This window comes from Mesorhizobium sp. Cs1299R1N1, from assembly GCF_037179655.1.
Lineage (GTDB): Bacteria > Pseudomonadota > Alphaproteobacteria > Rhizobiales > Rhizobiaceae > Mesorhizobium > Mesorhizobium salmacidum.
The window spans coordinates 54,723-72,678 of the sequence record NZ_JAPYKR010000007.1; the positions used below are offsets into that span (position 1 = coordinate 54,723).

Below are 17,956 nucleotides of genomic sequence, written 5' to 3' on the forward strand. Positions count from 1 at the left end.
ACGTTTAGTTTCTTCTAATATCCGCTGTGGGGAGTATAAGCGATTATGTTGGGGCGGTTCATCAAGGGTGGCGAGGCGCGGATCGAGCCGAAGGCGGAGTCGATCGCGGTCCTCCCTATTGCCAACGGCGCGCCGCCTGTCGCCGATTTCGAACCGCATGGCGACGAGTTTCTGGCGCTGAAGGTCGATCTGCATCGACATCTCATTGACCGGTTCAACCTCGCGTCGCTCGAAACTGCGTCGAAGGACGAGATCCTGAACGAGATACGACCCATCGTGCGCGAGTTCGTTCGCGGCCGCAACGTGCCGCTGAATGCCCGCGAACTCGACCAACTGACCAGCGACACCGCCGACGAGATGCTCGGATTGGGGCCGATCGAGCCGCTGCTCAAAGACGATTCAATCGCCGACATATTGATCAACACCCACAAGCGCGTCTTCATCGAACGGCGTGGCGTCATCGAGGAAACCTCGATCCGCTTTCGCGACGAGGCGCATCTGATGCGCGTCATCAACAAGATCGTCTCCGCCATCGGCAGACGCGTCGATGAATCGACGCCAATGGTCGATGCGCGGCTGGAAGACGGCTCGCGTGTTAATATCGCGGTGCGGCCGATCTCAGTGGACGGGCCCTTGGTGTCGATCCGCAAATTCTCAAAGAATCCTTATTCACTCGAGCGCCTGATGGCGTTCAATTCCATCCGCCCGCCGATGGTCGATCTCCTGCGCATCGCCGTGCAGGCGCGCAAGTCGATCCTGGTTTCCGGCGGCACAGGCAGCGGCAAGACGACCTTGCTCAACGCGCTGTCAAGCTACATCCCATCCAGGGAACGCCTGATCACCATAGAGGATGCGGCGGAGCTGCAGCTGCAGCAGCCGCATGTCGGCCGGCTGGAGACCCGTCCGCCCAATGTCGAGGGAAAGGGTGAGGTTCGCCAGCGCGAATTGCTGAAGAACGCGCTGCGCATGCGGCCGGACCGCATCATTGTGGGCGAGGTTCGCGGCGAGGAAGCTTTCGACATGCTGCAGGCCATGAACACCGGCCACGAGGGGTCGATGACCACGATCCACGCCAACACGCCACGCGACGCGATCTCGCGGCTGGAGCAGATGGTCGGCATGGCCGGCATGCCGATGAGCCACGACTCCATCCGGGCGCAGATCGCCTCTGCCATCGACATCATTGTACAAACGCAGCGCCTCTCGGATGGCGGCAGGCGCGTAACATCCATATCGGAGCTGACCGGCATGGAAGGCAATGTTGTCCAGATTCAGGAAATCTACCACTTTGTGCGCCGCGATGTCGGCGCCGACGGTTCCATTGTTGGTGACTTTCGCGCCACCGGTGTTCGACCGCGCTTTGCCCAGGAGGCGGCGACGCTTGGCCATCAGTTCGCCAGGGATGCCTTCAATCCTCAGGTTCCACTCTAATGCCGACCGGACAGACCTTACTCTACTTCATCTATGTGCTGGCAGCGGCCTCAGTCATTCTCGCTGCGGAAACATTCTACGTGTCATTCTCAGGTCGGCGCGCGCGCATCACCACTGTCAACCGGCGTATCAAGCGGTTGAGAGAGGAGGCTCCCGCCGAACAGACGTTGCAGGGGCTGTTACAGGAACGTGGCCTGACGGCGACTGGCGACTTCATCTTCGGCGCGGTCGTGCTCAACAGGCTTTACACGCAATCCGGCATAACGGGTAACCCGCTGGCATTTGCGACGGTATTTCTGTTGGCTGGTCTGGTGTCGGCGCTGGTACTGCCGTTGGTTCTGGGCTTTTCGGCTGTGGCCGGGATCATCGCCTTTTTTGTCGTCGGCTTTATCCTGCCGCTTCTCGTTTTGCGCCGTGCACGAAACAAGCGAATCCAGAAATTTGCTGCCCAACTTCCCAATGCACTCGACATGATTGTGCGTTCGTTGCGCGCTGGTCATCCGACATCGGTGGCAATTGGGCTTGTGGCACGTGAGATGCCGGACCCGCTTGGCACCGAATTCGGCATCGTCTCCGACGAAATCACCTTTGGCCTCAGCCTTGAACAGGCCGTGCGCAAACTTTCGCAGCGCGTCGGCTTCGAAGGTCTCCATCTCCTTACCATATCACTCTCCATTCAGGCCAAGACCGGCGGCAATCTGACCGAGATGTTATCGAGCCTTTCATCTTCGCTCCGCGAGCGGCAGAAATTGAGGCTGAAGATCAAGGCGCTTTCCGCCGAGGGCCGAGCATCGGCGTGGATAATCTCTCTATTTCCCCTAATTATGTTTGGAATACTTCTTTTAGTTGCCCCTAGCTATTATGGAGATATCTGGGGCAGTCCGCTGATAACCCCGGTATTCATGATATTTGGAATATTGGCGCTGCTTGGCGATTTTATCATGTTTCGAATGGTCAACTTCGATTTCTGAGGAGGGCGAGCCATGACCGTTTTTTCAAGCCTTCAGAATTCGGGGCTGCTCATCTCACTCGCCGTTTTCATCGCGGCGATGGCGCTTTTCCTGTTCGGCGCATTTATAATCTTGCCGGCTATGCAGACACGGAAGCTGGTTGCGCAAAGCCTGTTGGCCGAAGGAATTGCTAGCCGTCGCTCGCTGGTGGGCCAGGATCAGCTGGCCAAGATTTCGGCGCAGCGTCCAGTGGAAGCCTATTTTCGGTCGATAGAAAAGGAACGGGACGAACCCAGCGCCCTTGACGCGAAGCTTTTCCGCGCCGGCTTCTATCAGTCAACCGCGCCGGCAGTTTACACTTTGTCACGCCTGGGTGCAGTCTCCATAGGCTTCGCGGTGACGTTCGCAATCCTTTCGCATATACTGCCGTCTAAGGTGCCGGGAGTCGTAGCCTTTGCCGTCGCTGCCGTATTCGGGCTGGCCTGCATAGTCATACCAAGCATCGCCCTCGATAGGTTCGAGAATAGACAAAAGCAGGTCTATCGCCGTGGCTTTCCCGATTTCATGGACATGATGATCACCTGCGCCGACGCCGGCATGAGCCTCGAGGCGGCGGTCGAGCGTGTCGGCACAGAACTTGCCGCCACCCACAAATGGCTCGGCATTCAGCTGTCGATCATGAATTTGCAGTTGCGCGCTGGCAAACCGTTGCGGGATGCACTGCGCGAACTCGCCGACCGAATCGGCCTCGAAGAGGCGAGATCTCTAGCGGTGCTGTTCCGTCAATCGGAAGAGCTCGGCACCAGCCTGACAGACGCCTTGCGGGTCTACAGCGACGAAATGCGCAGTCAGAGAATCCTGCATGCGGAGGAGATCGCAAACGCTCTTCCGGTCAAGATGATGATTCCGTTAGGTCTTTGCATCTTTCCTGTCGTGATGATGATTGTCATGCTGCCGGTGGTTATCCGAATGAAAGGCGTTTTCTTCTAGTCGGTTATATGCTTTGGTCCTAACGTGAGTCGGGGACCCTTTGGGGACGCACTATGAAAAGGCCAATAGCGGCTGCAGCCGGTCTGTTGATGATTGCGCTGGCCGGTTGCCAGACGAACGTGGACTCCACCGACGGTGTCGTCCGCACCAACGAGCCCTCGAAGGGAGACGTGACGTCCTTCGGCGACGCCTTCGACGGGTTGAAGACAGTCAGCGATGTCGAATATCACGCCTCAGACCAGGCTGTGGCCGAAGCCAAGAACCAGTTCCGCGCCGAAAACTACGGCAATGCCGGCGCCCTGTTCTTCAAGGCGACGCAACTGTCGCCCAATGACGGTAATGCGTGGATGGGGCTAGCCGCCTGCAGCGACCGCATCCATCGCTTCGATCTCGCTGACCGGGCCTATGGCCGGGCCTTAAAGCTGGTTGGCCCGACAGCCGAATATTACAACAATATCGGCTATTCCTATCTGCTGCGCGGCAAGCTGCAGGATGCGCGCAGCAATTTCCTCAAGGCCTATGAACTGGCGCCCAACGATCCAACCGTGGTCAACAACCTGCAACTACTGTCGTCCAGCGTGCAGAACATCGAGCGCTGAGTGTGCTGTTTGCCGAGGTGATGGTGCTGCACATGCTGGCTGTGCCCTTGCTGGCGAGGATCGGTTGGCTCGATTTCACCACGCAGAAAATCTCCAACCGGGACGTGCTGCTGCTGTTGTGCCTCGGGCTTGGCTCGCTTCTGCTTTTGTCGCTCCAATCCGGGTCCTGGTGGGATATGGGTTTGAGCGCACTTGCAGGGCTGTTGTTGTTTCTGGCGCTCTTCCCATTCTGGTTGCTGCGCAAGATCGGTGCCGGCGATGTCAAGCTGCTGGCGGTCGTGCCGCTTTTGATCGGCGGCAGTGGCCTGACGGTATTTTCACTGCTGTTGCTGGTTCTAGCGCTCGTCACAGTGCTCATCGTGAAAAATCCGTTCCTGTTGCCGCACGGCGCGTTCCGTGCCTACGCACTGCACCTGGATCAGAAGCGCGTTGTGCCGTTTGGCGTGCCGATCTCGTTGGCGGCAATCTGCACCATAGCTCTACAAGTAGGAAACATCTTTCTTGGAAGCTTTTCAGTTTTGCAGATATAGAAACAGATCTTGGATTCTCCAAAGGAAAAGGCAATGGTTCCTCCGCCCGCAACTCGTGACTTCATAGGCCGATCTGCATTATCGATTTACTTTACAATCTGCGCGACATTGAAAGCCGGAAGCCTGGTTGTGGGTCTTCCCCATGTAGAATGGACGGTGATACAAACAATTGACGTGGTGGCAGATTTTGCCGCTCTCGGCTTTCTCGTGCTCATGGTTGCCACAACCATAGCGCGTCTTCCGCCGGTGAAGACCGCGGAGGGGATCGAACCTCGAATTGCCGCTATGATCGGATGCTTTGCCACCATAACTTTGGTTGCGGTCCCTCGCGTTGAGTCACCTCCGCAGCTTCAGATTGTTGCCGATCTGACCGTTATCGTAGGCTTCACGCTCTGCATCTGGTGTCTTTGGTGGCTCGGCAGATCCTTCAGCATCCTGGCACAGGCGCGGCGACTCGTCACCGCCGGCCCCTACCAAATCGTAAGACACCCATTGTATGCATGCGAAGCGATCGTTCTGCTCGGCGTTGTTTTGCGCAACCCGATATGGATAACGGTCGCAGTCTGCACGATCGCCCTCACTTTCCAGTATCGACGAATGGTCAACGAGGAAAAAGTACTCCAAGCCGCGTTCCCGGAGTACGTCGCCTACAAGCGGGATACGCCGATGTTGGTTCCCTTCCTATCTTCATTGAATTGGTGGCGTTAGGCGCGCTTCAGTTCTTTTGCAATACCGACGAGCCAGGAATGAGGAGGCGATCCTCCTTCCCCGAATACGACCCATATGCCTGGCGCGTCCCAATGCTTTTCCCGCGCTTCCGTCGTGCGGTGCCTGCACCTGGCCGGTGATGTTCAGTCATCCGTTAGGGTGCCCATAGCGCTGCGAGACTCAAGGCGACTTGACTGTCTCCGTTCGTCTTCGCGCTCCCAATCCGGGCCGTAGCTGGCTCGGGAATCACCACGGTTCACGAAATATTATGTGACGGAACGTCCGGGCCGCTAGTTTCTTTGACCCTCGAGGCGGTCGTTCGCCTCGGTAACTCAAAGGAGAAGAAGAATGCCCAATAAAGGCGGTAGCCATGAGCAACATGTGAAAGCGGGCCAGCAGAGCCACAAGAACATGGATGACAAGAACCGTCAGCAGCAGGCGGCCGGTGGCAACCAGCGCCAGCAAGGCGACAGCTCCGGCAATATGCGCGGCGGGACCCATGAACAGCATGTGAGAGCTGGCGAGCAAAGCCATAAGAATCGCTAGCCAGCCCCTGTGGCATCGAGCCCGCCCCGAGCGCTCGGGACGGGCTCTGCGTGGTGATAGGTGCTGCGGTCAACCCACCCGGTCCGGCGAAAGAGAGGCCGCCGAAAGAGAGACAGATTTGATGCCCGATCCGAGAGAACCCGACCCCAACCGCGACGTGCCCATGCCCGCTCCCAACTGGAAGCCCAAGCCGATCGGAGAACCGGAGCCGGACGGATTGCCCGATGAGGCGCCGTTGCCCAATCCAGATGAGAATGAAGAGCCCCCGTTGCATGCGGCCGGCTGACCCGATTGCGGACGTCGTTCGGTCACTCGTCGTCGGCGTGGCCGCCTTCCCTTGAAGGATCGCGTGAAATGACCGCCTCCTCGACATCGTCGGGCAATGCCTCGTCGCTTTCCTGATAGGCGTTGTCGTCACCTTCCTCGGGCAAGTCGCCCTCAGCCTCGTCCTCGACCTCGGCGTCGTCGGGAAGGATTTTCGCGCCTGCGAGCGCGTCCCAGTCCTGCTGCTCGATCACGGGACCTTCGGTTTCTGCCGCGTCTTCGGCCTGCACTGCGTCTTCGGGCTGCACTGCGGGTTGCTTTCTTTTGCGGGGGTCCATCGTCGTTCTCCGAAATCCGGGGAGTTGCCCCGGATCGCCTTGCGCCCGGGGCAATAGCTCGCCAGCTAGGCGGCCTGTTCCAGGGCACGTTCATTGACGCCGCCCTCGCCAAGGCTGGAAAGTGCCTTGTCGGTCGCCGTCTCTTCCTCAAGGGTCTCGTTGAGGAGTTTGACCACGTCGCTCTTGCCGAGCTGTTCGGCCCAGGCGATCAGCGTGCCGTAGCGCGCGATCTCGTAGTGTTCGACGGCTTGCGCCGCTCCGACCAGCCCAGCATCCAGCGCGGGGTCGCCCTTATATTCCTGGAGGACTTCCGAACCCTCCTCGATGATGCCGTCGATGGCCGGACAGGTCTTGCCTCGGGCCGGCTTGTCGAGAAGCTCGAAAATCTGTTCTAGGCGGTCGACCTGGTCCTCGGTCTCCTGCAGATGTTTCTCGAACGCCGCCGAAACATCTTCGGATTCGGCGCCCTTTGCCATTTTCGGCAGCGCCTTCAGGATTTTCTTCTCGGCATAATAAATGTCCTTCAGCCCGTCGAGGAACAGGGCTTCAAGGCCCTTCGGTGCCGCTTTCTTCGCAGTCGCCATGGTTGTCATCTCCAATTATCAATTATCGTGAAGCCCACCAGCGGTGTAGCTGGGCCACAACTTGCTATCGGGGCGGTTGTTCCAGCCATTTCGCGAAGAGGCGACCTGGAGGGCGCCTCCGGCCAGCAAGCGCGCCCGTGGCGCGAACTGCGTCACTCGATCTGCCGCATGGTGCACTGGCGCGGCGCCTTGTCCGGGCGCCAGCGCAACAGTTTGGTGCCATGCCGGAACCTGTCGCCGGTGACATGGTCGAAGCGGACCTCGACCACCAGTTCCGGCCGCAGGGGCTCCCATTCGCCGCTGCGCTGCGTGCTCCAGCGGCTCGGTCCGCCCGGCGCCTTGCCGGTGAAGCCGGGTCCGCCACGCAGCTTTTCCAGCTCTCGGGTGACACGGGCCCGGTCATCCCTGCCGATGGTCGAGGTAAAGCCGACATGGTCGAGTTTACCGCTCTCGTCGTAGAGACCGAGCAGGAGCGAGCCGACCTCCCTGCTTCCGGTCAGATAGCGAAATCCGCCAACCACGCAGTCGGCCGTGCGCAACCGTTTGACCTTGACCATCGCGCGTTCGCCCGGCCGGTAGGGATCGGCCAGCAATTTGGCGACGACGCCGTCGGTTGGGCCGTGACCGGCCCCTTCCAGCCAGCGCCTGGCGGCCGCCGGATCGGTCGCGCTGGGCGAGAGCCGCAAGCCGGGCTTGGCGCAATCGCGAACGAAGCCCTCGACCGCCCGGCGGCGTCGCGACAACGGCTCGCCAAGCAGGATCGTCCCGCCCGGCGCTGCCGGCATGTCGAACAGGATCAGCCGGGCAGGCGTTTGCGCGCTCAGCTTGCGGATACGACTTTCGGCCGGGTGAAGCCGCATCTGCAGCGCGTCGAAGGAAAGCTCGCCATCGAGTTCGATGACGATTTCGCCATCGACAACGAAGTTACGGGCCTCCACCTGCTGCAGCATGGCGACGAGTTCCGGGAAGTAACGGCCAAGAGGTTTGCCGGATTTGGCGCGCAAGTCGACATCCGTGTCGCCCTTGAAGGCGAGGCAGCGAAACCCGTCCCATTTGGGCTCGTATTGCCAAAGGCCTTCCCCCTCCGGCAGGGCGTCGGCGGCCTTGGCCTCCATGGGAGGCGTGTCCAGGGGTAGGGCGAACCTGTCCGTCATTGCCTGAACCATCGCTCTCCGGGGCGTCGCGCCCCGCGGCGGAGCGCCCGCAAAGACACCTCAGGCGCCGAGATCGATCAGAGCCACACCGAACTCGGCACGCTTGCGGCGGCGCAGGTGACCCGGCGCTTCCACCACGGTGACTTCCAATGTCGGCCGAACGGTGCCTTCGAGCAGATGGCCGCCCCTGGTCGTGCCGTCGCTCAAGCCGAGCACCGCGTGGACATGAAGGCTTGGCTTGCCATCATCGCCCGTCGCGACATCACCGATCGCGCTCAGGACCTCGCATTGCTCGTCGACCGGGATTTTTCGATAGCGCTTCGCCTTCAGGTCGAACCAGCCGACAGTGGCCCGTTGGAACGCGCCGATCGCCGTCAGGGACGCGCTGCCGATCGTCTGCTCGACCGCGAAGCTGGTCAGCGCCGCGAACGCTTCCTCACCCGGGTCGAGCACCACGACAAAAGTCCGTTGGCCATTGGCCTCGTTGACGAGTCGCGATTTCATGCCGGTGTCCCGATCTTCGAGGCCGTTCAGTGGGCGTGGTGTTCGGCGTTCCTCTTGCGGGTCGCCGCCGCCTTCCTTGCCGACTCGGACCGGCTCGCGGCCGATCGGGAAGCGGACGCCTTTCCGCCGCTCTTGCCGCCCTTGTGCGCCGCTGGATGACCCGTGTGCTTGCCACGCCCGGAGCCGCCTTCCTTCTTGCCGCCACCATCGTCCTTGTTGACCGTCGCCCATGCGCGTCGCTCGGCTTCCTTGTCGGAGACGCCACGCTTCTCATAGCCTTCGGCAATATGGTCGGCCTTGCGTTCCTGCTTGTCGGTGTATTTGGATTTGTCGCCTCGTGGCATGATCGTTTCTCCTTCTCGATGGAGGTTGAACGTCAAGTCGGCGCCCAGGTTCCAATCGCGGTCGGCGAACCGGCCGTTCCCGACATCGTTCATGACCGCCTCCGGGCTGCTATTCCTCAGGCGCCGTCGCCGGTGCGGTGTAGCGCCGCCGAACGGCATCGAGAACCCGTTTGCGGCTCTCCTCCGCCGAAAGCTTCCTGTCCTTTTCCGCCTCGGTGGTTTCGCGGGCGAGATCCTTGTCCCTGATCTGCTGGCGGAACCATTTCGAATAGTCGCCCGCGCGCAGATGGAACTCCCAGGTCTTGTCGTCTATGCCTTCGGCCATCTGGGCAAAGATCATCAGATTATGGGCCCTAAGGTTCATCGCATCGTCGGGACCGCGGAAATAGAAGCTGCCGGTCTCATCGAGTTGGCCCTCGGCATATTTGCGGCTGTGGCGCTTGAGAGACTGGCGAGGTTCGATAACCTTGACCGTCGTGAGTTTTTTGCGCGCCTGCGGCCGCCAGAACAGAACCCGGTCGCCCTTGGGCGTGGGAATGTCTTTCGGCGGCTCGATGCCGGTCTCGTGGCAGAAGGCCTTCACCACGTCCTTCGCCTTGGGGCCAAGGGCGATGACGGCCGTAACCAGGCGCAGGGCGTCGGTCGAAATCGCCTCGGGATGGACGGTGATCAGGATCGTGCCCGGCAGTTCCAGCGAGAGCACGGAGCGCGTATCGTCGCGCCGCTTCGGAAGAAGATGGTGCGCTTCGTCGATGACCAGCCAATGCGGTCTTGCGGTGCGGCGGCGGAAGCTGCCAAGGCCAGGCAGCAGGTCGGCAAAGAAGTCAGGCCGTTCATCGACACGAAGCGCCAGTCCGTTGACGACGATATTGCTGTCGGCCTTGGCCATCAAATCCAGCACCTGCGCCTTTGTCGGCGCGCTCGACCCATCCCCCAGCCGAACGGCGCCCTCGAGGCCGTCATAGTCACCCTCGGGGTCGAAGACGCAAAACTGAAATCGGCTCTCGACGAAGCGTTCCGTCAGCGCGGTGGCCAGGGTGGATTTGCCGATGCCCGAACTGCCGGCGATGAGCACGCTTTCGGTCGGCGACAGATAGATGTCGTCGCCACCGGACGACCCCAGGACAATGCCGTCATGACGTTTCGGCACGATCCCATGGTCGCGTTCGATCAGCTTGGCGATCAGTTCCTCGACGCCTTTGCCGCGTGCGCAGCGCGTGACCAGGTTTGCGGTGCCTTTGACCGCGGGAATGGCATTGTCGACCGCAACGCTGCAGCCGCAGGCCTGCAGGAAGGCATGATCGTTCTCGGCGTCGCCGATACCCACCACGTTGTGCGGCGACAGGTGAAGGTCCTCGAGTGCGGCGGCCAGCCCGGTGGCTTTGTTGACGCCGCTCGGCAGGATCATCACCGCGCCCTTGTTGAAGATGATTTCGAGCTCGAGCCCCATCTTCTTGATGACCTCGAGCACGGTCGCCTGATGTGGCTCCCACGTGGCGACGATCGACCGTCCCGCCGAAAGTGGCTTTACCCCCTGTTTTTTCAGCCGGGCGATGAATTTGGGCTCCGGCGATGGCGAGATCACCCGCTCCTCCTCACTCGCCGGGGTGTAGATCAGGGCGCCGTTCTCGGCGACGACCTTGTCGAACATGCCGATATCGGGAAACACGCGCTTGAGGTCGGGCAACTCGCGTCCGGTGACCAGAAGCAGTTTGCGGCCACTTTTCTTGAACTGCTCCAGTGCGGCAAGGGTTTTCTTGGAGACAACCCCGTCATGTGCGAGCGTCCCGTCATAGTCGGTCGCCAAGGCAATAAAATACATTTGCGATGACCTCAGTAGCCGCCGACGATCGGCAGGATCTCGCCGGTGATGTAACTCGAGCAGTGCGGGGAGGCGAGGAACACATAGGCCGGAGCCACTTCCTCCGGCTGTGCCGGCCGTTTCATCGGCGTGTCCGCGCCGAATTTCGAAACGTCGTCGGCTTCCTTGTCGGACGGATTGAGCGGCGTCCACACCGGGCCAGGCGCGACCGCGTTCACCCTGATGCCCTTGGCGATGAGATTGCCCGAAAGCGCGCGCGTGAAGGCATGGATGCCGCCCTTGGTCATCGAATAGTCGACCAGTTGCTTCGAGCCGTCTATGCCGGTAACCGAGCCGGTGTTAACGATCGCAGAGCCCGGCGTCATGTGCGGCACCGCTTCCTGTGCCATATGGAAGTAGCCGTAGAGATTGGTCTTCAGCGTGGTGTCGAAATGTTCTTCGGTCAGGTCGCCGAAGTCGCTGGAATGGATCTGGAAGGCGGCGTTATTGACCAGCACGTCGATGCGGCCGAACGTTTCCACCGCTGCCGCCACGGCATCGTGGCAATCCTGCCGTTCGCTGACGTCGGCTTTTATCAGTATGCAGCGTCGGCCTTCTTTTTCGACGGCGGATTTTGTCTCTTCGGCGTCCCTGTCCTCGGCCAGGTAGACGATCGCGATATCGGCGCCTTCGCGGGCGAACAATACCGCCACCGCGCGACCGATGCCGGAATCGCCGCCTGTGATGAGAGCCACCTTCTCCTCGAGTTTCCTTGATCCGAGATAATAGGGTGCATCGTAGAGCGGGGCAGGTTCGATCGCCGCTTCATACCCGGGTTTCGCCTGATGTTGCTTGGGGAAGGGCGGCTCGGGATAGGCGCGCGCGCCTGCCTGCATGGCGTGTTCAGCCTTGCCGTTGCGCTTCGATTTGTCCTTGGCACCGATGCCGCGCTGGATATGACGTTGCTTGGCGGCTTCACCGGCGGTCTGGGATTTCATCTCCATGGTTGTCTCCTCGGCTGAAGAAAGTTCAACGCGCGGCGGACCGAAAGGTTTGCGCGATGCCAAAGCTTGTCGTCCGCGTCAGTCCTTGACATAGGCTCCGGGTTGGCGGTCCGATCTTGGAGACTTCGCGTCCTTCGAGTGTTCGGAGATCGTCGGGCCCGCGCCGGATGTCTTTTCTGTTGCCGGGCCGGGTGTCGCCTTGCCAGGCTGGCCTCCGGACTGATGTGTTTCTTCCTTTGTCTGATCCGCTGGTCGCGTGAGCCCCATTCCGCCTGCCGGCGGCTTGTTGCCCGCTGCATCGGGCGAGAAATCATCGCTCGGATCCGAGCCGGTCCTCGCCGGATATTTCCGTGCGCCGGTTTCGTATTCGGTCCACTCGCGTGCCATGGCCGCCTCCGTGTTTGCCTGAACGGAAAACAGCCGCGGGCCGATCAGGTTCCGAACAAACGGTGATGGTCGTCCATTTTGCCAGCGGTCGCATCGGCCCTCGCGTGCGACGGCTGCAGCCCGCGCGCTCGCCAAGCCATGCTCCTTTTTCAAGGATGGCGCTCCGGAAGAAAAATGTTTTCCGATTTCGCTCCACGGCGACCGTCAATTCCTTTTGTTCGGAAGTAATGTCTATAAAAACTATGGACATTCCGGCCAGCTGGTTCGAAAAAGATGACAGGGCATCCATCATGACCAACCCGGCCATTGTCGGCTTCTCCGGCAATTTCACGCGGCCCTCCAAGACCCGCGGCTTCGTGGACCATATCGTGACGGAGATCGCCGGGCGATACGGCCTTACCGCCAGGACCCATGATATCGTTGATCTCGGTCCCAGCCTTGGCAATGCCAAAGGGATGCGCGACCTGGATGTACAGGCTCGCGCCATTCTCGAGCGGATCCTGGCCGCCGATGTCCTGGTGGTCGGCTCGCCCACCTACAAGGGCAGCTATACCGGTCTGTTCAAGCACTTCTTCGATCTCGTCGACCCGGCGGCCCTCAGGGGCAAGCCGGTGCTGCTGGCGGCGACCGGCGGCGGCGACCGCCATGCGCTGATCGTCGAGCATCAGCTGCGGCCGCTGTTCGGCTTCTTCGAGGCCTTTGCGCTGCCGACGGCCGTCTTCGCCTCGGAGAAGGATTTCGTCGACGGCGTGCTGGCATCCGAAGCGATCCGGGCCCGTATCGGTCTCGCGGTGGACGATGTCGGCCTGGCGCTTTTCGGCCGGCAACGCGCCAGGATCGCCGCCGAGTAGCGTGCTGCGGAATATCTCCCACTCCGACCCATGAGCGCGCTGAAGCGGCCCCTGAACGCGCTTGGCGCGCGGTAGGGCGACATCCAGCACGCTGCCTGTGCCACCTGACCGTCAGCGGCGTTGCCATGCGGGCTGCCGATTTCGAAGGCGATGGCCGACGCCCGATCGGACCTGGCCCGATATCCAAAGCCCAATCCGTCGAGGTTGCCGTAGTCCCGGCCGATGCCGTAGACAAGCGGCGGTGAATCACATTGGCGGAGAAGAAACACATGTCGGATCGGATGAAAATCATCTCCGCTGCCAAGTCGCATGGCGGCGTCCAGGGCGTCTATTCCCACGCTTCGGATGTCTGCGCCTGCGACATGACCTTTGCCGTCTTCGTGCCGCCACAGGCCCGTGAAAGGCCTTGCCCCGTCATATGGTACCTATCCGGTCTCACCTGCACCCACGCCAATGTCATGGACAAGGGGGAGTACAGGCGCATGGCGGCCGAGCTTGGCCTGATCGTAGTCTGTCCCGATACCAGCCCCCGCGGCGCCGGCATTCCCGACGAGAAGGACAATTGGCAGTTCGGCGGCGGCGCCGGATTCTACGTCGATGCCACGCAAGAACCCTATGCCAGTAATTATCGCATGTATTCCTATGTCACCGAGGAATTGCCAGCGCTGATCGCGCGGGAGTTTCCGGCCGACATGACGCGTCAGGCGATCTCCGGTCACTCGATGGGTGGACATGGCGCATTGACCATCGCGCTGAAGAATCCCGAACGCTTCAAGAGCTGCTCGGCCTTCGCGCCGATCGTGCAACCCAGCACCGCCGGCTGGTCGAAGCCGGCCTTCGAAAAATATCTCGGTGCGGACGAGAAATCATGGCGGGGCTACGATGCCACCTTGCTCATCGAGGAGGGCCACCGCTTCCCGGAGCTTTTCGTCGACCAAGGGACATCGGACGGATTTCTCGATGATGGACTGAGGCCCTGGCTTCTGAAAGCGGCATGCGCCAAGGCCGGCATTGCGCTGACGCTGCGCATGCAGGACGGCTACGATCACTCGTATTTCTTCATCTCGACATTCATGGACGATCATCTGAGATGGCACGCCCGAAGACTGTCCGGCGCTGAAGCCGGAGCATAGCGGCGGGCTCTTCTCGTCAAAGCCCGAACCGGTCTTTCACCCGGCCCGAAAGGATCGCCGCCTTGACGCCAAGCGGCCAGAAGCTATGGAACCGGATTGGCTTGAGCGGCGATATCGGCATGGGAAACGGCGATGTCTCGTCGCCCCGCAGACGCCGCGCCAGGGCAGCGCCCATCGCCGAGGCCATGGCAACACCGCGGCCATTGTAGCCAAGGCAGATCAGCACTCCGTCTTTCGGCTCGTGAACGTGCGGAAGGTGGTCCTTGGTGATCGCGACCCGGCCGTTCCAGCCATGTGTCCACCCGGTTCCAGCAAGTGCTGGCCAGAGCCGTAGCGCATAGTCGGTGAGGTAGCGGATGGCGGAAGCATCGCCGATCGGGCTCATCGGGCCCCGGCCACCCATGAGAAGCCGGTTCTGGGGGTCGATGCGATAGTACACGGTGATGTTGCCGGCTTCGTAGACGACGGGCCTTTCGGGGAGAATTGCCGCCGCGGCTGCCGGCGCAAGCGGCTGGGTCGCCGCGATGGCGCTGAACACCGGGACGAGCGACTGCTCCAGGCCCGGCCACAGGTTTCCGGTATAGCCGTTGGTCGCGATCAGGACCTTTTCGGCGCTGACGGAACCGCCTGCCGTCTCGAGGATCCAGCGTCCGGCGTGCCTGCTCAGCGAGAGCACCTCGCTGCCGCCGAATATCCGCGCGCCGGCCTTCTGCGCGGCGGCTGCCAGGCCAAGCGCGTATTTCAAGGGATGGAGGTCGCCGCCGCGGGCATCGAACATGCCTGATATATACCTGTCCGTGCCGATACACGCCGCCATCGCCTTTGCGTCCAGCATTTCAACCGGCATTCCCCGCCGCTCGCATTGCGTTGCCGTGGCCCGCACGGAGGCTGCCGGCTTCGGCCGGATCGCCGCGCGTATGGTGCCGTTCTGCCGGGCCTCGCAATCGATCGACAGGCGCCTGATGAGATCGAAGGTGAAATCCGGCGCGCCGTAGGAGAACTCGATCATCCGCGGCCCAAGCTCCGGGCCGAACATCGCCTCGATGGTGTCCGGATCGTATTTGAGGCCGGGATTGACCTGGCCGCCATTTCTGCCCGACGCTCCCCATCCCGGCTGATGGGCCTCGATCACGCAGACGTCTTCGCCGGCTTCCGCCAGATGCAAAGCGGTGGAAAGGCCCGTGAAGCCACCGCCAACGATGGCGACCCTTGCCTGCTGCGGACCGGCAAGGGCGGGGTACTTGCCGGCACCGCCAGCCGTTTCGCGATAGAGGCTCCTGGGCGGGCTGCTTTCCAGCATATGACGGGCTCTCACGATAGGGCGGCGGGCTTGACGGGCAACCGGCTTTCAACTGCCCGATATCCGGCACGCGCGGCAGACCCAGACTTTTGTGTCGGGTACGCCAGGCAATTCTGCAGGGCTTTCGGAAATCACAGCTTTGGACATGTTGGTCTCTCCCATCGCCGGCCGATTATCGTCTTGGACAAACCTCGAACAATCGCCGCCCGTGGCATCTCGTATGAACGAGCTAACTTTGTGATCGCGCGTGCGGCGGATAACGTCCCCCTCAATCTCACTCGAGGCTGTTTGTACATGCTTGTATATGCAAGTCGATCTGATAGTCTCTCTGCCACGCAACCGAAGCGGCCAAGGAGGATCAATGCGCAACGCTTCTCTTTTCGACCTTTCGGGCAGGAAGGCGCTTGTCACCGGCGCCAGCCGCGGCATTGGCCGCAGCATCGCCGAGGCGCTGAGCGCCGCCGGCGCCGACCTCGCCGTCACGGCGCGTAACCTGGACTCGCTCGATGAGACGGTGGCGGCCATCCGCGCGGCCGGCGGGGTCGCGCATGCCATTGCCCTTGACGTGACCGATGTCGGCCGGTGCCGTGCGGCCACCGTCGAGGCAGCCCGCCTGCTTGGCGGCCTCGACATTCTCGTCAACAATGCCGGGGTGGAAGAGGTCCGGCCCTCGCTCGACGTCGACGAGCCCCTCTGGGACCGGATCATCGATACCAATCTCAAAGGGGCGTTCTTCTGCGCCCAGGCGGCGGCGCGGCAGATGCGGGACGCCGGGCGGCCCGGCGCCATCATCAACCTCTGCTCGCTGACTTCAGAAGTCGGCATTCCAACGGCGGTGCCATACGGTTCGTCGAAATCGGGCCTGCTCGGCATGACACGGGCGCTGGCAGTGGAATGGGCGGAACTTGGCATCAGGGTCAACGCCATCGCCCCGGGCTATTTCAGGACGGCGATGACGGAAATGTTCTACGCCAACGAGGCGTGGCAGCAATCCATGCTCGCCAAGATTCCGCAGCATCGTTTCGGCGATCTGCGCGATCTGCACGGCATCGCCGTGTTCCTTGCTTCGGATGCCGCAGCCTACATAACCGGCCAGTCCATTCCGGTGGATGGCGGTTTCCTCGCATCGATCTGAGGCGGCTCGCCCGGGTTCGAAAACAGAGTCTCCCGCAATGTGACCGGCCGGCACATTGCGTTCCAACAGGAGGGAATACCATGCCTGACGTCAGCTTCCACGATCTGTCATCCCTCGATGCCACCCGGCGGGCCGGTCTGCTGAAACGCGCCGAGAGCGATCTGTCGGTCTTCGTCGAAAAGGTCCGCCCGATTATCCAGGCGGTCAGGGACGAGGGCGACGCCGCCCTGATCCGCTTCGCCAGGGACTTGGACAAGGCCAATGTGGCCGAAGGCGAACTGAAAGTGTCGGAAGCGGAATTTGATGCGGCCTTCGACAAGGTCGAGAAGGATGTCGTGGAGAGCATCGGGTTCGGCATCGAAAACATCCGGCATTTTCATGAAGAGCAGAAGCCGGAAACCATGTGGCTCAAGGAAGTCCGGCCGGGCGCCTATGCCGGCGACAGATATACGCCGATCGCATCGGTCGCGCTCTACGTGCCGCGCGGAAAGGGCGCCTTTCCGTCGGTGACGATGATGACGTCGGTTCCGGCCGTCATTGCCGGCGTGCCGCAGATCGCCATCGTGACGCCGCCAACCTCGGATGGCTCCGTGGACGCGGCCACGCTGGTCGCCGCTCGCCTCGCCGGCGTCGAGACCGTGTACAAATGCGGCGGCGCGCAAGCCGTCGCCGCGGTCGCCTACGGCACCGAGACGGTGAAGCCGGCGCTCAAGATCGTCGGCCCGGGCAGCCCATGGGTGGTGGCGGCCAAGAGCGTGCTGTCCTCGATCATCAACACGGGTCTGCCGGCCGGGCCGTCGGAGGCCATTATCTTTGCCGACGACAGCGTCGACGGAGGCCTGGCCGCGCTCGACCTTTTGATCGAGGCTGAGCACGGGCCGGATTCCTCGGCCTATCTGGTGACGCACAGCCGCAAGGTTGCCGAGGCAGCACTTGCTGCACTTCCCGACCACTGGTCGCGCATGACCGAGCAGCGTGTGGATTTCTCGCGCGCGGTGCTGACGGGAGAGCGCGGCGGCATCGTGCTGACCGCGTCGCTGGAAGACTCTTACCGCTTCATCAACGACTATGCGCCCGAACATCTCGAGATACTCTCGAAGGAGCCGTTCGCGCATCTCGGCCACATCACCGAAGCGGCCGAAATCCTGATGGGTCCGCACACGCCGGTCACCCTCGCCAATTTTGTCCTCGGGCCGAATGCCGTGCTGCCGACCAGCCGCTGGGCGCGGACCTATGGGCCGCTTTCGGTGACGGATTTCGTCAAGCGCTCGTCGGTCGGCTATGTCACCTCGGCCGCCTATCCGGAACTGGCGCTGCATGCCCGCAGGCTCGCGCGCTACGAGGGCTTCAGCTCGCACGAAAACGCGGTTTCGGAAATCCGCGACCGCTATCTCGCCGGCTGA

20 protein-coding genes are annotated in these 17,956 nt (G+C 61.7%); 11 read left to right on the forward strand and 9 right to left on the reverse strand.

All coding sequences use genetic code 11. The annotated features are described in order from the left end of the window. Positions 1–45 precede the first annotated feature (45 nt). The 7 genes from O7A70_RS16525 to O7A70_RS16555 all read left to right on the forward strand — a co-directional run bounded on the left by O7A70_RS16525 (position 46) and on the right by O7A70_RS16555 (position 5,754). Entirely contained in the window at positions 46–1,431 is a 1,386-nt protein-coding gene (locus O7A70_RS16525) for a CpaF family protein (RefSeq protein ID WP_337141307.1), read from the forward strand. Continuing rightward, positions 1,431–2,402: a type II secretion system F family protein gene (locus O7A70_RS16530; protein WP_337141308.1), complete on the forward strand. Its 972-nt coding sequence runs from the start codon at positions 1,431–1,433 to the stop codon at positions 2,400–2,402. The genes O7A70_RS16525 and O7A70_RS16530 overlap by 1 nt, the downstream gene beginning before the upstream one ends. A gap of 12 nt (positions 2,403–2,414) precedes the next feature. Then, positions 2,415–3,371, forward strand: a complete 957-nt coding sequence (locus tag O7A70_RS16535) for a type II secretion system F family protein (RefSeq protein WP_337141309.1) — start codon at positions 2,415–2,417, stop codon at positions 3,369–3,371. Between the two features lie 53 nt (positions 3,372–3,424). Next, positions 3,425–3,970 (forward strand): tetratricopeptide repeat protein, encoded by a 546-nt coding sequence (locus tag O7A70_RS16540; protein WP_337141310.1) that lies wholly within the window; start codon positions 3,425–3,427, stop codon positions 3,968–3,970. A 2-nt stretch (positions 3,971–3,972) separates the two neighbouring features. Next, the gene (locus tag O7A70_RS16545) at positions 3,973–4,500 is read left to right on the forward strand and encodes a prepilin peptidase (RefSeq protein ID WP_337141311.1); all 528 of its coding nucleotides are present in this window, start codon (positions 3,973–3,975) and stop codon (positions 4,498–4,500) included. 33 nt (positions 4,501–4,533) lie between these two features. Then, on the forward strand, positions 4,534–5,208 hold the full coding sequence (locus O7A70_RS16550) for a methyltransferase family protein (RefSeq protein WP_337141312.1): 675 nt from the start codon (positions 4,534–4,536) through the stop codon (positions 5,206–5,208). A gap of 348 nt (positions 5,209–5,556) precedes the next feature. Then, positions 5,557–5,754, forward strand: coding sequence for a hypothetical protein (locus tag O7A70_RS16555; protein ID WP_140505812.1), 198 nt, complete (start codon positions 5,557–5,559; stop codon positions 5,752–5,754). 308 nt (positions 5,755–6,062) lie between these two features. Here the strand turns inward: O7A70_RS16555 and O7A70_RS16560 are convergent, their stop codons facing one another. From O7A70_RS16560 to O7A70_RS16595, 8 genes are all read right to left on the reverse strand, one after another. Next, entirely contained in the window at positions 6,063–6,356 is a 294-nt protein-coding gene (locus O7A70_RS16560) for a hypothetical protein (protein ID WP_337141313.1), read from the reverse strand. Positions 6,357–6,421: 65 nt separating this feature from the next. Further along, positions 6,422–6,940 (reverse strand): YciE/YciF ferroxidase family protein, encoded by a 519-nt coding sequence (locus tag O7A70_RS16565; protein WP_140746003.1) that lies wholly within the window; start codon positions 6,938–6,940, stop codon positions 6,422–6,424. Positions 6,941–7,092: 152 nt separating this feature from the next. Continuing rightward, a complete protein-coding gene (locus O7A70_RS16570; protein WP_442921190.1) occupies positions 7,093–8,106 on the reverse strand; it encodes an ATP-dependent DNA ligase in 1,014 nt (337 codons plus the stop codon). A gap of 48 nt (positions 8,107–8,154) precedes the next feature. Then, positions 8,155–8,598: a PPC domain-containing DNA-binding protein gene (locus O7A70_RS16575; protein WP_337141316.1), complete on the reverse strand. Its 444-nt coding sequence runs from the start codon at positions 8,596–8,598 to the stop codon at positions 8,155–8,157. A 26-nt stretch (positions 8,599–8,624) separates the two neighbouring features. Next, positions 8,625–8,942, reverse strand: a complete 318-nt coding sequence (locus O7A70_RS16580) for a plasmid stabilization protein (RefSeq protein ID WP_337141623.1) — start codon at positions 8,940–8,942, stop codon at positions 8,625–8,627. Between the two features lie 109 nt (positions 8,943–9,051). Beyond that, complete coding sequence (locus O7A70_RS16585) at positions 9,052–10,764, reverse strand: HAD-IIB family hydrolase (protein WP_337141317.1); 1,713 nt, start codon at positions 10,762–10,764, stop codon at positions 9,052–9,054. Between the two features lie 11 nt (positions 10,765–10,775). After that, the gene (locus O7A70_RS16590) at positions 10,776–11,747 is read right to left on the reverse strand and encodes an SDR family oxidoreductase (protein ID WP_337141318.1); all 972 of its coding nucleotides are present in this window, start codon (positions 11,745–11,747) and stop codon (positions 10,776–10,778) included. 78 nt (positions 11,748–11,825) lie between these two features. Then, complete coding sequence (locus tag O7A70_RS16595) at positions 11,826–12,287, reverse strand: hypothetical protein (RefSeq protein ID WP_337141319.1); 462 nt, start codon at positions 12,285–12,287, stop codon at positions 11,826–11,828. 137 nt (positions 12,288–12,424) lie between these two features. Between O7A70_RS16595 and msuE the strand changes: the two genes are divergently transcribed. Continuing rightward, positions 12,425–12,985 carry an FMN reductase gene (msuE, locus tag O7A70_RS16600; RefSeq protein WP_337141320.1) on the forward strand — a complete coding sequence of 187 codons (561 nt, stop codon included), beginning with the start codon at positions 12,425–12,427 and terminating at the stop codon, positions 12,983–12,985. A gap of 269 nt (positions 12,986–13,254) precedes the next feature. Beyond that, positions 13,255–14,118 (forward strand): S-formylglutathione hydrolase, encoded by an 864-nt coding sequence (fghA, locus tag O7A70_RS16605; protein ID WP_337141321.1) that lies wholly within the window; start codon positions 13,255–13,257, stop codon positions 14,116–14,118. 16 nt (positions 14,119–14,134) lie between these two features. On the opposite strand, the gene O7A70_RS16610 is transcribed toward fghA, so the two are convergent. Beyond that, positions 14,135–15,418 carry an NAD(P)/FAD-dependent oxidoreductase gene (locus O7A70_RS16610; protein WP_337141322.1) on the reverse strand — a complete coding sequence of 428 codons (1,284 nt, stop codon included), beginning with the start codon at positions 15,416–15,418 and terminating at the stop codon, positions 14,135–14,137. A gap of 361 nt (positions 15,419–15,779) precedes the next feature. Here O7A70_RS16610 and O7A70_RS16615 point away from each other — a divergent pair, with 361 nt between their 5' ends. Both O7A70_RS16615 and hisD read left to right on the forward strand, forming a co-directional pair. Further along, positions 15,780–16,553 (forward strand): SDR family NAD(P)-dependent oxidoreductase, encoded by a 774-nt coding sequence (locus tag O7A70_RS16615; protein ID WP_337141323.1) that lies wholly within the window; start codon positions 15,780–15,782, stop codon positions 16,551–16,553. 80 nt (positions 16,554–16,633) lie between these two features. Then, the gene (gene hisD / locus O7A70_RS16620) at positions 16,634–17,956 is read left to right on the forward strand and encodes a histidinol dehydrogenase (protein WP_337141324.1); all 1,323 of its coding nucleotides are present in this window, start codon (positions 16,634–16,636) and stop codon (positions 17,954–17,956) included.

Excerpts from the sequence above, each read along its gene's own strand:
- O7A70_RS16525 (WP_337141307.1), top strand. The coding sequence starts at position 46 with ATGTTGGGGCGGTTCATCAAGGGTGGCGAGGCGCGGATCGAGCCGAAG.
- O7A70_RS16530 (WP_337141308.1), top strand. The coding sequence starts at position 1,431 with ATGCCGACCGGACAGACCTTACTCTACTTCATCTATGTGCTGGCAGCG.
- O7A70_RS16535 (WP_337141309.1), top strand. The coding sequence starts at position 2,415 with ATGACCGTTTTTTCAAGCCTTCAGAATTCGGGGCTGCTCATCTCACTC.
- O7A70_RS16540 (WP_337141310.1), top strand. The coding sequence starts at position 3,425 with ATGAAAAGGCCAATAGCGGCTGCAGCCGGTCTGTTGATGATTGCGCTG.
- O7A70_RS16550 (WP_337141312.1), top strand. The coding sequence starts at position 4,534 with ATGGTTCCTCCGCCCGCAACTCGTGACTTCATAGGCCGATCTGCATTA.
- O7A70_RS16555 (WP_140505812.1), top strand. The coding sequence starts at position 5,557 with ATGCCCAATAAAGGCGGTAGCCATGAGCAACATGTGAAAGCGGGCCAG.
- O7A70_RS16560 (WP_337141313.1), bottom strand. The coding sequence starts at position 6,356 with ATGGACCCCCGCAAAAGAAAGCAACCCGCAGTGCAGCCCGAAGACGCA.
- O7A70_RS16565 (WP_140746003.1), bottom strand. The coding sequence starts at position 6,940 with ATGGCGACTGCGAAGAAAGCGGCACCGAAGGGCCTTGAAGCCCTGTTC.
- O7A70_RS16570 (WP_442921190.1), bottom strand. The coding sequence starts at position 8,106 with ATGGTTCAGGCAATGACGGACAGGTTCGCCCTACCCCTGGACACGCCT.
- O7A70_RS16575 (WP_337141316.1), bottom strand. The coding sequence starts at position 8,598 with ATGAAATCGCGACTCGTCAACGAGGCCAATGGCCAACGGACTTTTGTC.
- O7A70_RS16580 (WP_337141623.1), bottom strand. The coding sequence starts at position 8,942 with ATGCCACGAGGCGACAAATCCAAATACACCGACAAGCAGGAACGCAAG.
- O7A70_RS16585 (WP_337141317.1), bottom strand. The coding sequence starts at position 10,764 with ATGTATTTTATTGCCTTGGCGACCGACTATGACGGGACGCTCGCACAT.
- O7A70_RS16590 (WP_337141318.1), bottom strand. The coding sequence starts at position 11,747 with ATGGAGATGAAATCCCAGACCGCCGGTGAAGCCGCCAAGCAACGTCAT.
- msuE (WP_337141320.1), top strand. The coding sequence starts at position 12,425 with ATGACCAACCCGGCCATTGTCGGCTTCTCCGGCAATTTCACGCGGCCC.
- fghA (WP_337141321.1), top strand. The coding sequence starts at position 13,255 with ATGTCGGATCGGATGAAAATCATCTCCGCTGCCAAGTCGCATGGCGGC.
- O7A70_RS16610 (WP_337141322.1), bottom strand. The coding sequence starts at position 15,418 with ATGCTGGAAAGCAGCCCGCCCAGGAGCCTCTATCGCGAAACGGCTGGC.
- O7A70_RS16615 (WP_337141323.1), top strand. The coding sequence starts at position 15,780 with ATGCGCAACGCTTCTCTTTTCGACCTTTCGGGCAGGAAGGCGCTTGTC.
- hisD (WP_337141324.1), top strand. The coding sequence starts at position 16,634 with ATGCCTGACGTCAGCTTCCACGATCTGTCATCCCTCGATGCCACCCGG.